We start from the raw sequence: 13053 nt of genomic DNA, 5'->3' as shown, positions 1-13053 counted from the left end.
GGTAGTAACTTTCTGAAATAAAAGCCTCATTACGGGGCTTTTATTATTTTTGCACCGTAAATTCAGGTGAGAGCTGATGGGCGAGGTATTTGAACATATTGAATACGGCTGTGGTTTTCTCAGTAGGCAGACCTTGTTCAGTGAGAAAGTATTCGCCTTTGAAGACCAAGACATCTTCTTTTTCTTCCACTTGTGCGGCGCGCATGCCTTCGATATAGCATTCATGGTCTTGAATTATCTGGTTTGCGATCAGTAATAAGTCAAATTCACTGATTGGTTTTTTATTGCTCATGGTCATTACTCCTTACCTTCTGAGGCAGACAGTATAAGTTTGTAACAGGTTCTAGCCTTGACAGAAAGCAGGAAAAGGACGATTTATTCTCTTGATGAATTTGTGAGTTATTGCATATTTCGTTGTTTTGGGGTCGCGGTGTGGCGCGCTTCACTTTAGTATGGGCGCGTTTTTGACAGCAGAACAACATTTCGTCGATTTGTCGAGCAAATAAAAAGCTTTTAGAAAAAACAAGTTGATCTTCTTGTTATCTGGCTCGATAGTAAAAAAAGAATTACATTTTAGAACGTCATGCGATTTAGAAATCGCCAAATGATGAAGGACACTTGAGTCAATATGGGTAAATCACTCGTTATCGTCGAGTCGCCAGCCAAGGCTAAAACCATCAATAAGTACCTTGGTAAAGACTTTATCGTGAAATCCAGTGTGGGACACGTTCGTGATCTGCCTACGGCAGGACAAACTACCACACCAACCGGTAAAGCTGCGGCCACTTCGACTAAAAAGCAATCTATCGCTGATAAAGAGCAGCAAAAGCGTGAAAAAGAGCGCTCAGCACTGATCAAAAAGATGGGTGTCGATCCGTATCACGGTTGGGAAGCGAATTATCAAATTCTGCCCGGCAAAGAGAAAGTAGTGGCAGAGCTGCAAAAGCTCGCGAAAGACGCAGACAGCGTTTATCTCGCAACCGACTTGGACCGCGAGGGAGAGGCCATCGCTTGGCACCTTCGTGAGATCATCGGCGGCGATGAAAAGCGATACAAACGAGTAGTATTTAACGAGATCACCAAGAACGCGATTCAGCAGGCATTCCAACAGCCTGGAGAATTGAATATGGATGGCGTAAACGCTCAGCAAGCGCGCCGTTTCATGGATCGCGTGGTGGGCTTCATGGTTTCTCCACTGCTATGGAAAAAAGTTGCACGTGGCCTTTCTGCAGGTCGCGTACAGTCTGTTGCAGTGAAACTCTTGGTTGAGCGTGAGCGCGAAATCAAAGCATTTGTTCCTGAAGAGTTTTGGGACATCAATGCGGATACGTTGACCGCAGACAAGCAAGATTTCCGTCTGCTGGTGGCACAAAAAGATGGTGTAGCGTTCAAGCCAGTGAACGAAACTGAAGCTTTGGCTGCCGTTGCGGCGTTGAACAAAGCACAATATGAAGTGTGCAAACGCGAAGACAAGCCAACGAGCAGCAAACCAAGTGCGCCATTTATTACTTCAACCTTGCAGCAAGCGGCGAGTACACGCCTTGGCTACGGGGTGAAAAAGACCATGATGCTCGCTCAGCGTCTGTATGAAGCGGGCTACATCACCTATATGCGTACTGACTCAACTAACTTGAGCGCAGAAGCGGTAGACAATGTACGTGGCTATATTACTAAGCATTACGGCGAAGCCTATTTACCGAGTCAGCCGAATGTGTATGGCAGCAAGCAAAATGCACAAGAGGCGCACGAAGCGATTCGTCCTTCAGATGTCACTGTTACTGCTGACGATCTGGAAGGGATGGAAGCGGATGCACACAAACTGTATGCCCTGATCTGGAATCAATTTGTCGCGTGTCAAATGACACCGGCGCAATACGATTCAACCACAGTCAGCGTGAAAGCGGCTGAGTTTACACTCAAAGCGAAAGGTCGAATTCTGAAGTTTGATGGTTGGACTCGCGTACAGCGTCCTCTGGGTAAAAATGAAGATCAGATCCTGCCGCCAGTGAAAGTGGGTGACAATCTAAAATTAGTCAGCCTAGATCCGAAACAGCACTTCACTAAGCCGCCAGCACGTTTTACTGAAGCCGCTTTGGTCAAAGAGCTTGAAAAGCGCGGGATTGGTCGTCCGTCAACCTACGCTTCGATCATCTCTACAATTCAAGACCGCGGTTATGTGAAAGTCGATCAGCGTCGTTTCTTCGCGGAAAAAATGGGTGAAATTGTCACCGATCGTCTGGATGAAAATTTTGATGATCTGATGAACTACGACTTTACGGCGCGTATGGAAGAGAAGCTCGACCAAATCGCAGAAGGTGAAGTGAACTGGACTGCGGTGCTGGATGAATTCTTTGCTGATTTCAGTCGTGATTTAGAAACGGCCGAGCAAGATGAAAGTTTAGGTGGCATGAAACCTAACCACATCGTGATGACCAATATTTTGTGTCCGACTTGCTCACGTCCAATGGGTATCCGTACGGCATCGACAGGCGTGTTCTTAGGTTGTTCTGGTTATGCATTGCCACCTAAAGAGCGCTGTAAAACCACCATCAATTTGGGTGACGAAGAAGGCATCATCAACGTTTTAGAAGAAGATGTTGAAACCGCAGCACTGCGAGCCAAGAAACGTTGTCCGATTTGTGAAACCGCGATGGATGCATATCTGATCGATGATAAGCGTAAGCTGCACGTTTGTGGTAACAACCCGAACTGTGAAGGCTTTATCGTTGAAGAGGGTGAGTTTAAAGTCAAAGGCTATGAAGGCCCAATGGTTGAGTGCGACAAGTGCGGCTCAGACATGGTGCTCAAAAATGGCCGCTTTGGTAAGTACATGGGCTGTACCAATGACGCTTGTAAAAACACGCGTAAGATTCTGAAAAATGGCGAAGTAGCGCCACCGAAAGAAGAGCCAGTACATTTCCCTGAATTGCCGTGTGAAAACTCCGATGCGTATTTTGTGCTGCGTGATGGGGCGTCTGGTCTGTTCTTTGCTGCCAGCAACTTCCCTAAATCTCGTGAAACTCGTGCACCTCTGGTGGAAGAGTTGAAGCGTTTCGCAGAACGTTTGCCAGAGAAATATCAGTATCTGACGTCTGCTCCGGCGCAGGATCCTGATGGTTTACCTGCTGTAGTACGTTTCTCTCGTAAAGAGAAAGAGCATTACGTGCGTACAGAGACTGATGGCAAGCCATCAGGTTGGCTGGCGATTTACCAAGAAGGTAAGTGGCTAGTGACTGATAAGCGTAAAAACGCCAAATAGTCAGAACCTTCCTTCTCCATAAATCACAAGGCAGCTTAGCTGCCTTGTCTTATTTTCGAACCTGGCTTTGTGAAGCGCTTTTGAGAAAACCGTCTCCCATACTGATGCCTTTCACAATCAATTTACCAGAGTGTGACTCAAGAGAGAGTCTTACTCCCCCTTCCTCCCTACTATGATATTAACCACTCAAATTGAGCCTTCTTAGCCGGATCTGGAGTCACCTCCTCGCAAATATTTGCACTCCAATTCCCAACGCTCTTTCTCAGTCCGATTTTTATCCTCTACTCATTCTTTTCAGCGTATTGGGCGAATTTTTTCGCAGATCTATTTCCTCATTAACTAGGAGGTGAACTGGCATTCAGTAACAGAATAACGAGTTATTTCTTAATGTTAGGTTTATGAAATTGAACCACCAATAGAGTGTGAGTTGGAATAAGTCTTTTCCATCATTCACTTATTCACCACGGAGATTTCAAGAAATTGATTGGTATTCTGCTGCGGATTCGATAACGTATAGCCAACCGATTGCATTGTTTATTCAGCACATTTTTTTAGCTGGCTGTCGTACTGATTTGCTGTCGGTTAGCATGGAGCGCCGTACCATGGCCCCCCAAAGCGAAACCTATTTCGTGGTTCGGTAAATATTATAAAAGAATGGAGAACAACACATGGCTGGAGTATTAGGCATGATATTGGCGGGTGGAGAGGGGTCACGGTTGAAACCGTTGACTGAAACCCGTACCAAGCCGGCAGTTCCTTTTGGTGGAAGCTACCGTTTAATCGACTTTGCACTCAACAACTTCGTGAACGCGGATTTAATGCGTATCTATGTTTTGACGCAATTTAAATCGCAATCCCTGTATCTGCATATGAAAAAAGGCTGGAATCTATCAGGGATTACCGATCGCTTTATCGACATTATTCCTGCGCAAATGCGTGACGGGAAACGTTGGTACGAAGGCACTGCCGATGCGATTTATCAAAACTTACGTTTTGTGGAAATCGTCGCTCCTGATCAAGTCTGTATTTTTGGTTCAGACCATATCTACAAGATGGATATTCGTCAGATGCTCGACTTTCATCGCCGTATGGAAGCGGATCTGACGGTGTCTGCACTGCGTATGCCGATTAACCAAGCTTCACAGTTCGGGGTAATTGAAGTCGATAAAAACGGCAAAATGGTGGGTTTTGAAGAAAAGCCGAGCAATCCCAAGTCTATCCCTGGAGAGCCTGAGTGGGCACTCGTCTCTATGGGTAACTACATTTTTGAGGCTGAGACCCTAAGTAAAGAACTGCGTGAAGATGCGGAAAACAGCCAATCTAGCCATGACTTTGGTAAAGACATTATTCCGAAAATGTTCCCGCGCGGTAAAGTCTACGTCTATGACTTTACAACCAATAAAATCAAGGGTGAGAAAGAGTCTACTTACTGGCGTGATGTCGGCACCATTGAGTCATATTGGTCAGCACATATGGATTTGCTCGATAAAGAGCCGCCATTCTCTTTGTATAACCGCAGCTGGCCGCTGCACACCTATTATCCGCCTTTACCACCAGCTACGTTTGTGGATGTAGGGGAGAAAAAGGTAAAAGTGACGGATAGCCTGATCTCCGGGGGGAGTTATATTCAAGGCTCAACGGTTTACAAATCGGTACTCGGATTCCGCAGTAACATTGCGGCTGGCTCTTTAGTCAGTGAATCTGTTATCTTGGGCGACGTAAAAATTGGTGCAGGGTGCACGATTAAGCGCGCTATTATCGATAAAGATGTTGAAATCGCCGCTGGCACTATCATCGGTGAAGATCTGGAGATGGACAGAAAACGTTTTCATGTCTCTGATGAAGGCATCGTGGTCATTGGAAAAGGTACTAAGGTAGGATTCTAGAATGGAACAACTCAACGTTTGGTTTACCGTTTCAGAAGTACAGGGGCTGGTAAAAAGTGGGGGCTTGGCAGACGTTGCTAAAGCACTACCACAGGCGTTGAAAGCGTTGCATCAGCAGGTAGCCATTGCGCTGCCTGCTTATCGTTCAGTTCCGGGCAGAGAAGAGGCAGAGTTAGTACTAGAAACCGAACTGACTCACTGGCCGCACACTTCTTATCGAGTGCTCAAACGTGATTTAGATGGGGTGCCAGTCTATTTGATTGACTGCCCAGCCTATTTTGATCGCCCGGCGCTGTATGCGGAGAACAATCAGGCGTATTCCGATAATGGTGAACGTTTTGGATTTTTCTCCGCAGCGTGTTTGGACGTACTCCCTAAATTGGGGATTCAACCGGATATTATTCACGCCAATGATTGGCATACTGGTTTAGTGCCTTTCTTACTCAAAACTCGTTATCGCTATGACAGCTTTTTTGAGCAGGTAAAAAGCGTATTAACGGTGCATAACGCCATTTTCAAAGGGATTTTCTCTTACCACCAACTTGAAGTGATCCCAGAGCTTAATTTGTCAGGTATGGAATTTCTGCAATATGGTCATGACCATGTCAGCATGCTGCGTGCAGGGATTGCCTTTGCCGACAAAATTAACGCGGTGAGCCCTAATTATGCCTCTGAGCTATTAACGCCATTGGGTGCACATGGGTTGGTGGATGATTTTGTGCGCCGAGCGCGGGATTTGCACGGCATTGTGAACGGCTGTGATTACAGTGAGTGGAATCCAAGAACGGATCATTATTTACCAACAACTTACAGTGATGAACCGGACTCGATGCGTAAGGGCAAAGCGCTGTGCAAAACCGCCTTGCAAGAGGAGCTACATCTGCCAGTTGCCAATGTTCCGATGTTTGGCATGGTGTGTCGCCTAACGCATCAGAAAGGCTTCCATTATTTGTTGCCGATTCTAGAGCACTTCTTGCGTAATAAGGTGCAAGTGGTGATTGTGGGGACTGGTGAGCCTGAGGTTGCCGCTCGATTAACGAAAATCGCGCATCATCATCGTAATAAGTTTGCTTTTGTGGAGACATACAGTGAACGTTTAGCACACTGGGTTGAAGCAGGATCGGATTTCTTCCTCATGCCATCAGAGTTTGAGGCATGTGGACTCAATCAGATCTACAGTATGGCTTATGGTACCTTGCCTATCGTAAGAGAAGTTGGCGGGTTGAAAGATACGGTGAATGACTACGATAAATTCCCAGAGCGAGCGACAGGTTTTGGTTATCAAGAACCGACGCCAGAGGCTCTATTGATCACCATGCAGCGTGCGTTACTCTTCTATCTCCAAGAGCCGGAGGAGATGCTGAAAGTGCAGCAACGAGCAATGCAGCAAAACTTCAGTTGGGAAGAATCGGCGCAAGAGTATATGAAGATGTATCGATTAGCGCGATTTGGCTAAGCGAAGATACTTACAAAGGCACCATTAGGTGCCTTTGTTTTTTCTGCTCTGCTCAACAGTTTCTTACAACTGGAGTAATTCTCCACACTGAGTTTGTGGTAGTCTTGGCCTGCGTAACAAAGAGGTTCCGATGACTGCTATTGCCGAAAAAGTCCTATTCCATAAAACCTATCTTCATCCTACCAGTAACGAGTGGGTGGTTTTCGTACATGGTGCAGGAGGCAGTTCTTCGATATGGTTTAAACAGATCAAAGCATATCGTCAGCATTTTAATTTACTGCTGATCGACTTGCGCGGGCATGGCAAATCACATCAATTACTGCGTGATTGGATTGCCAACCGCTATACCTTTAAAACCGTAACCCTTGATGTACTAAAAGTACTGGATCACCTGAAAATCCAGTCAGCGCACTTTGTGGGAATGTCATTGGGAACCATCATAGTACGTAATCTTGCCGAGCTTGCGACTCATCGAGTCAATTCTATGGTGCTTGGCGGTGCGGTAACGAGGCTTAATACACGCTCGCAGGTTCTGGTTAAACTTGGGCATCTGAGTAAACACCTAATCCCTTACATGTGGCTCTATCGTTTATTTGCTTACATAGTGATGCCACAGCGCAGCCAGAAAGAATCTCGCCACCTTTTTATTCGTGAAGCTCAAAAGCTTTGCCAAAAAGAATTCAAGCGCTGGTTTACGTTAACGGCAGAAGTTAACCCACTCATGCGTTACTTCCGTGATCGTGAACTGCCTATTCCGACTCTGTATTTGATGGGAGAGAAGGACTACATGTTCATCCATCCGGTGAAGGAGATGGTAGCACTGCATGCGCAGAGTGAGCTGTATGAAATTCCGAATTGCGGCCATGTGTGTAATGTAGAGCAGCCGGAGTTGTTTAATCAGCGCTCGATTGAGTTTATCCAGCGTCAGATCCGCTAAATCTTTCATTGTTCAGACTGGCTATAACCACACTGCCAGCAAACAGCAAATTGGCCCTCATGGCTTTCACCACACTGAGGGCACAACCAACGATCAGCCATTGGAGGATTTAAGAAATCCGCAATAATTCTCTGTGCGGCTTCTTGTTGGGTTGGTTTTATTAACCAAAGCGAAGGTGCGCTGTTTTGGTCGAACGGAATCTCACCGCGCAGCGCAAAGAGCATTTCTCCACGTAATTCACACTCAATGCCCTGCTGACGCAGTAATTGCATCAGCATGTGAGCTTCTAGTGGGTTATTGGCCGTGTAGATCTTCATTAGCTCTCATCTTTGTTGTTTCGTTACTGCTATTTGGCTGATGATGGTGCAGCACGCTGCTGAAATTTACCCATAAGCCATTTCACTATTATTGGAAACACACCCAGTAATACAAAAGAGGCTAATACTGGAAGCGAGATAATCTCTCCTAAGCTGGATATTTCCGCTAATTGTGTCCCTGCATTTAAGTAGACTGATGTACCCGGCAGCATACCGAGTTGACTCACCCAGTAATAGCGCCAAGTCGAAATTGGAGTTAGCCCCATGACTAAGTTGATTAAGAAAAATGGAAAAACGGGGATTAAACGCAATGAAAGTAAATAAAAAGCACCATCACGTTCAACACCTTGGTTAATCGTTAACAATTTTTCGGCGAATTTAGATTGAACCCAATCACGCAGCAAAAAACGACTACTAAGAAAGGCTAGGGTAGCGCCAATGGTACTGGCAAAGGAGGCTAATAAAAGACTCAGCCAAAACCCAAACAGCGCAGCACCAAGCAGGGTTACAACGGTGGCTCCCGGAATGGAAAAGGCCGTCAACAGTACATACACAACAAAATAGATGAGTGCGGCTTGCAGAAGATGGGCGTCGATATAACTCGCTAACTCGGCCTGCTTCGCTTTCGCCACTTCTAACGTGAGGTATTGGCTAAATTGCGTCACCAACAGGGCGGCTATCGCAATCAAGATTAGGGCGATGATGAGCTTTCTGTTCATTAGAAATCCTAGTAATCACTTAAAATTGATGAATGCTGTGAGGTATTCAGTAGTCACATGTCGTCTAAATTAAGTATATCCACTCAGAGCCAATTCGTCGTAAGTGTTGTTATTAATGAGACTATGGAATAAAGACAGGGGAAAGGCGGAATTTCTTTCAAAAAAATAACGCGCCCGATGGACGCGTTATTTAACTTTGCTGCAAACCGTAAGAACACAAAGTGGTATAGAAAACCAACGAACTTAAAACGGAAAATTAAAGGTGTCTTAGTAATTCGTCGCGACGGTTCTGCGGGATCACCGACCAATGTTTGCCTTCTATGGCACCTTCTAAAGCCCAGAGTAACTCTAAGCTAACTTCTGCCGTATGCGTGCGTTGAATGGCTTTATAAGCTTCGACAGAACCAAGAGAGTGAAGAGACTCAACAGTCTCGATACCCGCTTTCTTGAGCATTCTTTCGGTTGCTAAACGCAAGTTGGGAAGATCTTTCAAACGGTCAGGCTTTGCTTGTGCTTGAGTTTCACGTTCGGTCTTAGCGACCTCAAGTGCAGTACGAGCTTCGCTTAAGATAAAAGCGGGTTCATTCCAACAATCATCAGGCAAAGCGTAGTATTTAGTCACAACAGGGAAGCCACGTTTTTTGTAAACATAAGGCTCGTAACCTTGCTGCTTGAACTTCTCGATTGTGGCATCGTCTGCACGGATGTGCAGCGTATCGTTAACCACAAGTGCAAACATAGTTTCGTCGACGAAAATACCAAAGCCACCAAACATTGAACGAGATTTAACACGTCCTAGCTGCTCAAAGAGCCGCATTGAATCTTTTAATACTGGTTTATTCATGCTGTTAGTCTCGGAGTATTGTTACATACGCCACCAAATCAGGTCCGAGAAAATTAGCAAAAGCATGCATCGTCAGTGTCAATGATGAGTCAACATAGTGTATGCATTTTTGCCATCGGTAACCCCGCTACCTACCATGAACTCTGGTTTAGGCCGGAGGCTTTGCGTCCCACTTTTTCAAATGGTTTGCCCTGTGCGTGACATTTTTCCTGATAAAAAATAATCGTTCTTGGGTTATTCTCACATATTGATATTTCAATTGTGAGAATGCGCCCAGTTAATAATACTAGTTCTACATCAGTTTTGTCATATTTATGTGACAAGCTTTCAAATATAGACCCTATGAATTGTCAGGAAAGTTAGGATTTTGTCAAGTTTTTCACTGTGTCGCGTTCGACAATTTCAGGATGCATTTCAAAAATCCGACGCTCATGCTCTTTATCTTTAATACGTTCTAGCAAAATTTCGAACGCATTCTTACCTACACGTCGTTTGGGTTGGTGTACAGTTGTTAATGGAGGAGAGAAATACTCCGCCAATTCAATATTGTCATAACCAATTACAGACATATCTTCTGGAACACGGATGCCTTTTTGTTGCAACCGGCTCATCAAACCAAGCGCCATAGTATCGTTAAAACAGAATACGGCAGTCGGGCGCTTATCCATAGCAATAATCTTGTCGGCTGCTAGCACTGCGGTGTCACACTCAAAGTTGCCTTCTAAAATCCAATCTTCATTGACAGGCAATTTTGCTTCCGCCATTGCACGTCGAAAACCTTGAATGCGCTCTTGGCAGGCAGCTTTAACAAAATGGCCGCTCAAACAAGCAATATTCGTGTGTCCATGGTCAATCAGGAATTTGGTCGCTAAATAGCCGCCTTCTTCCGAGTTGTCGATGATTTTATCGGCATACGGAGTTTCTGGGCCCCAATCCATGATCACTTTAGGAATATCCTTGTGAGCATCCAGCATCTCTTGTAGCTCTTGAGTCAGGTCTGAACACATGACCAGAATGCCATCAACACGTTTTTCAGCCAGCATACGAATGTAGTCACGTTGCTTTTCATAAATGCCACCCGTGTTACACAGGATCAGAGTATAGCCCTGACGGTAACAATAGCTTTCTACACCATCGATAACTTCAGAGAAAAACAAGTTTGTTGATTGAGTCACTAACATGCCGATTGTGCGAGTGGTATTGCACTTCAAACTACGTGCTACAGCACTAGGAGCATAGTTGAGTTGTTTGACCGCTTCCATCACTTTTTCTTGTGTGGTTTCAGCCACAAAGCGAGTTTTGTTGATGACGTGAGAGACGGTGGTAGTCGACACGCCAGCAAGGCGCGCCACATCTTTAATCGTAGCCATAGAGTGTTCCTGTCGATGACTGCTGATGCCAGCGAATGTTATCGGTTAATTAAATCAGCAGAAGTAAGGCGAGACTGAGCGAATCTTCACACTCTGTGTGGGTATGTCCAACACTATGCCGTACGTAAAGCGCTTCAATCACAATGCCTAAAGTAATAAAAATACAAAAACCGCCAAGAAACAGCGGTTTAGATTTTTACTCGTTTTTTATCGTTTGCGGGTGGATTTTAGACTGCAAATTTGTCCACCGCAATGAAATTCATTCATCAAACTATAAGCTAATTCACAATTAATTCGCCAATCCCCTTTCTATTTGTAGTGAAAAAGGGGGATTTGGTGCAAAACCGTAAATTAATGCATTAACGATACGGCGAGTTATGGTTCGATATTGGTCTTCAACTCATCAAGGAAACCTTGGTCTTGCTTAACAAACGCTAACGCCAAACGTGCTACAGCAGCATATAGTCCAAAGGTATCGAACTGAGTGCAGCGTTCAACAAAAACGGGTAACCAAGTGAGTAAGTGTTGGCTGATGAAATCAGATTGCACTTGCAATGCTGCATTCACTTCAGAATTTTGTTCAAGCTGATTAGTGCTGATCACAAGATGCGCCAGAAAATCGAGTTGGATCGCCAGATGATCGGCAGGCTCATTGAGATTTTGGTCGACTTTTACCTCATGAGCGGCCAGCAGCTCACGCATCTGCTGTGCAGGTTTGCCATTGAGCAGGCCTTTGTCTGTATAGACTGAAGCATAAGGTAGGGCTGAGTCACGATCCGATTTCAAAAACAAATCACAAAAATCTGCAGCGAGTTCCAGTTGAGCATCTTGGCGATCTTGTAAACGATTGAGCGCGTCGATCAAGCTTCTCACATCATCAGCTAGGCTCTCTTCGTCTGCGAGACCGCTTAAGAAAGTGCGAATTTCGGCTGAGTGATAGTGCGTAATATCTTGTTCGCTAAGCTCTTTGATAAACAGGCTAGACAACCACCAATATATTTCTGCGCGTTTTTCATTAAGGATTTTCAGTTCTTGTATCATTTTTGCACTCCCAATCGGTTGGCTATTAGTCTAAACCATAAAAATGAACAGCTATCGCGCTAAATATGACAGCTTGTGAAAATAAAAGAATGGGTTATTAATATGTTAAATGAAGCTTGAGTTGAATCAAAAAAAAGTGAGGTTTCTCACGATTTTTCTCGAAATATTAATAAATATGAATAGAATAACCCTGCGATAAATCCAGTTATTTAAAATGGTGCACTATGAGTTATCACGTACTTGTGGTTGAAGACGACCTCGTTACCCGTAGTAAGTTGAGTGGTTACTTTCAAAATGAAGGTTACCAAGTTACACAAGCGGAAAGTGGCGCGCAAATGAGAGAAGCACTAGAACTCAATGATATTGATCTGGTGCTACTGGACATTAATTTGCCCGGTGAAGATGGTTTGTTATTGACGCGAGAACTACGCGGCCAGTCGGAGATTGGCATTATTTTAGTGACAGGACGCACAGATAGTATCGACAAAATTGTTGGCCTCGAAATGGGGGCAGACGACTATGTCACAAAACCAGTTGATTTGCGTGAGCTGCAGGTTCGAGTAAAGAATCTGTTGTGGCGCATTTCTCTTGCTCGTCGTGATAAAAATGCAGACAAGCAAGACGATAAGTTGGTTTATTTCGGCGAATGGACATTTGATGTTCAGCGCCGTGCGTTAAGCCGTAACGGTGAGCCAGTAAAGCTAACCAAAGCCGAGTATGAACTGCTGGTGGCGCTTTCCTCTTACCCAAACCAAGTGTTGAGCCGTGAACGTATTTTGAACATGATCAGTCACCGAGTGGATGCACCAAACGATCGTACAATTGATGTGCTGATCCGTCGTATGCGTGCCAAGATGGAAATCGATCCAAAGAACCCACAGATTTTTGTGACTGTGCATGGTGAAGGCTACATGTTTGCGGGTGACTAGTGTTGGTGTTCACTCATTCTTTTTTGAATTAGTGAAAATTTGATAAATAAAAAAACCGGCAGTTTGCCTGTCTCTTGATCACATTTCATGCTCAAGAGACATTGCAAGCTCGTAACCTTCAAGGATGGTTTGTAGTTTGAACCATCCTTCCCAAAGTCGCTCCCAGCCCACTATTCCTGTTCGTTTACTATCGTGCCACCCAGCTAATTTCCCTAAGCCAAGATAAGCCCAGCGCACTGTTGGCGCGTGTTTCGGCGGTTTGCTTTTTTCTACCTTTAGCCATAACAATTTCCAC

Annotated in this window: 11 protein-coding genes, 1 pseudogene and 1 riboswitch; of the genes and pseudogenes, 5 read left to right on the top strand and 7 right to left on the bottom strand. The window is 44.9% G+C overall.

What is annotated here, in order from left to right; genetic code table 11:
- Positions 1-43: 43 nt before the first annotated feature.
- Positions 44-292 carry a YciN family protein gene (locus D908_RS13975; RefSeq protein ID WP_005523286.1) on the bottom strand — a complete coding sequence of 83 codons (249 nt, stop codon included), beginning with the start codon at positions 290-292 and terminating at the stop codon, positions 44-46.
- 336 nt (positions 293-628) lie between these two features.
- Here D908_RS13975 and topA point away from each other — a divergent pair, with 336 nt between their 5' ends.
- From topA to D908_RS13995, 4 genes are all read left to right on the top strand, one after another.
- Positions 629-3259: a type I DNA topoisomerase gene (topA, locus tag D908_RS13980; RefSeq protein ID WP_005523284.1), complete on the top strand. Its 2631-nt coding sequence runs from the start codon at positions 629-631 to the stop codon at positions 3257-3259.
- 668 nt (positions 3260-3927) lie between these two features.
- The gene (glgC, locus tag D908_RS13985) at positions 3928-5145 is read left to right on the top strand and encodes a glucose-1-phosphate adenylyltransferase (protein WP_005523282.1); all 1218 of its coding nucleotides are present in this window, start codon (positions 3928-3930) and stop codon (positions 5143-5145) included.
- 1 nt (position 5146) lies between these two features.
- The gene (glgA, locus tag D908_RS13990; RefSeq protein WP_005523273.1) at positions 5147-6601 is read left to right on the top strand and encodes a glycogen synthase GlgA; all 1455 of its coding nucleotides are present in this window, start codon (positions 5147-5149) and stop codon (positions 6599-6601) included.
- Between the two features lie 130 nt (positions 6602-6731).
- A complete protein-coding gene (locus tag D908_RS13995; RefSeq protein ID WP_000123979.1) occupies positions 6732-7538 on the top strand; it encodes an alpha/beta fold hydrolase in 807 nt (268 codons plus the stop codon).
- 5 nt (positions 7539-7543) lie between these two features.
- Here the strand turns inward: D908_RS13995 and D908_RS14000 are convergent, their stop codons facing one another.
- The 5 genes from D908_RS14000 to torD form a co-directional block, all read right to left on the bottom strand.
- Complete coding sequence (locus D908_RS14000) at positions 7544-7855, bottom strand: putative signal transducing protein (protein WP_005523271.1); 312 nt, start codon at positions 7853-7855, stop codon at positions 7544-7546.
- Between the two features lie 29 nt (positions 7856-7884).
- Entirely contained in the window at positions 7885-8574 is a 690-nt protein-coding gene (locus D908_RS14005) for a TVP38/TMEM64 family protein (protein ID WP_005523270.1), read from the bottom strand.
- Between the two features lie 256 nt (positions 8575-8830).
- Entirely contained in the window at positions 8831-9418 is a 588-nt protein-coding gene (locus D908_RS14010) for a TfoX/Sxy family DNA transformation protein (RefSeq protein ID WP_001040049.1), read from the bottom strand.
- A gap of 114 nt (positions 9419-9532) precedes the next feature.
- Positions 9533-9619: riboswitch (cyclic di-GMP riboswitch) on the bottom strand.
- 158 nt (positions 9620-9777) lie between these two features.
- Entirely contained in the window at positions 9778-10788 is a 1011-nt protein-coding gene (purR, locus tag D908_RS14015; protein ID WP_005523268.1) for an HTH-type transcriptional repressor PurR, read from the bottom strand.
- 375 nt (positions 10789-11163) lie between these two features.
- Positions 11164-11829, bottom strand: coding sequence for a molecular chaperone TorD (gene torD, locus D908_RS14020; protein WP_000613922.1), 666 nt, complete (start codon positions 11827-11829; stop codon positions 11164-11166).
- Positions 11830-12053: 224 nt separating this feature from the next.
- Here torD and torR point away from each other — a divergent pair, with 224 nt between their 5' ends.
- Positions 12054-12758, top strand: a complete 705-nt coding sequence (gene torR / locus D908_RS14025) for a two-component system response regulator TorR (protein ID WP_000120290.1) — start codon at positions 12054-12056, stop codon at positions 12756-12758.
- Between the two features lie 78 nt (positions 12759-12836).
- Here torR and D908_RS14030 read toward each other — a convergent pair.
- A pseudogene (locus tag D908_RS14030) lies at positions 12837-13053 on the bottom strand (IS4 family transposase); the annotation flags it as partial.

Origin of the sequence: Vibrio mimicus CAIM 602 (genome assembly GCF_000338875.1) — a bacterium.
GTDB lineage: Bacteria > Pseudomonadota > Gammaproteobacteria > Enterobacterales > Vibrionaceae > Vibrio > Vibrio mimicus.
This window is presented reverse-complemented; position numbering and strand designations above follow the sequence as displayed.

Bases quoted from the DNA above. Each gene is read 5' to 3' on its own strand.
- purR (WP_005523268.1), bottom strand. From the start codon at position 10,788: ATGGCTACGATTAAAGATGTGGCGCGCCTTGCTGGCGTGTCGACTACC.
- glgC (WP_005523282.1), top strand. From the start codon at position 3,928: ATGGCTGGAGTATTAGGCATGATATTGGCGGGTGGAGAGGGGTCACGG.
- D908_RS14010 (WP_001040049.1), bottom strand. From the start codon at position 9,418: ATGAATAAACCAGTATTAAAAGATTCAATGCGGCTCTTTGAGCAGCTA.
- topA (WP_005523284.1), top strand. From the start codon at position 629: ATGGGTAAATCACTCGTTATCGTCGAGTCGCCAGCCAAGGCTAAAACC.
- D908_RS13995 (WP_000123979.1), top strand. From the start codon at position 6,732: ATGACTGCTATTGCCGAAAAAGTCCTATTCCATAAAACCTATCTTCAT.
- D908_RS14005 (WP_005523270.1), bottom strand. From the start codon at position 8,574: ATGAACAGAAAGCTCATCATCGCCCTAATCTTGATTGCGATAGCCGCC.
- D908_RS13975 (WP_005523286.1), bottom strand. From the start codon at position 292: ATGAGCAATAAAAAACCAATCAGTGAATTTGACTTATTACTGATCGCA.
- glgA (WP_005523273.1), top strand. From the start codon at position 5,147: ATGGAACAACTCAACGTTTGGTTTACCGTTTCAGAAGTACAGGGGCTG.
- torD (WP_000613922.1), bottom strand. From the start codon at position 11,829: ATGATACAAGAACTGAAAATCCTTAATGAAAAACGCGCAGAAATATAT.
- D908_RS14000 (WP_005523271.1), bottom strand. From the start codon at position 7,855: ATGAAGATCTACACGGCCAATAACCCACTAGAAGCTCACATGCTGATG.
- torR (WP_000120290.1), top strand. From the start codon at position 12,054: ATGAGTTATCACGTACTTGTGGTTGAAGACGACCTCGTTACCCGTAGT.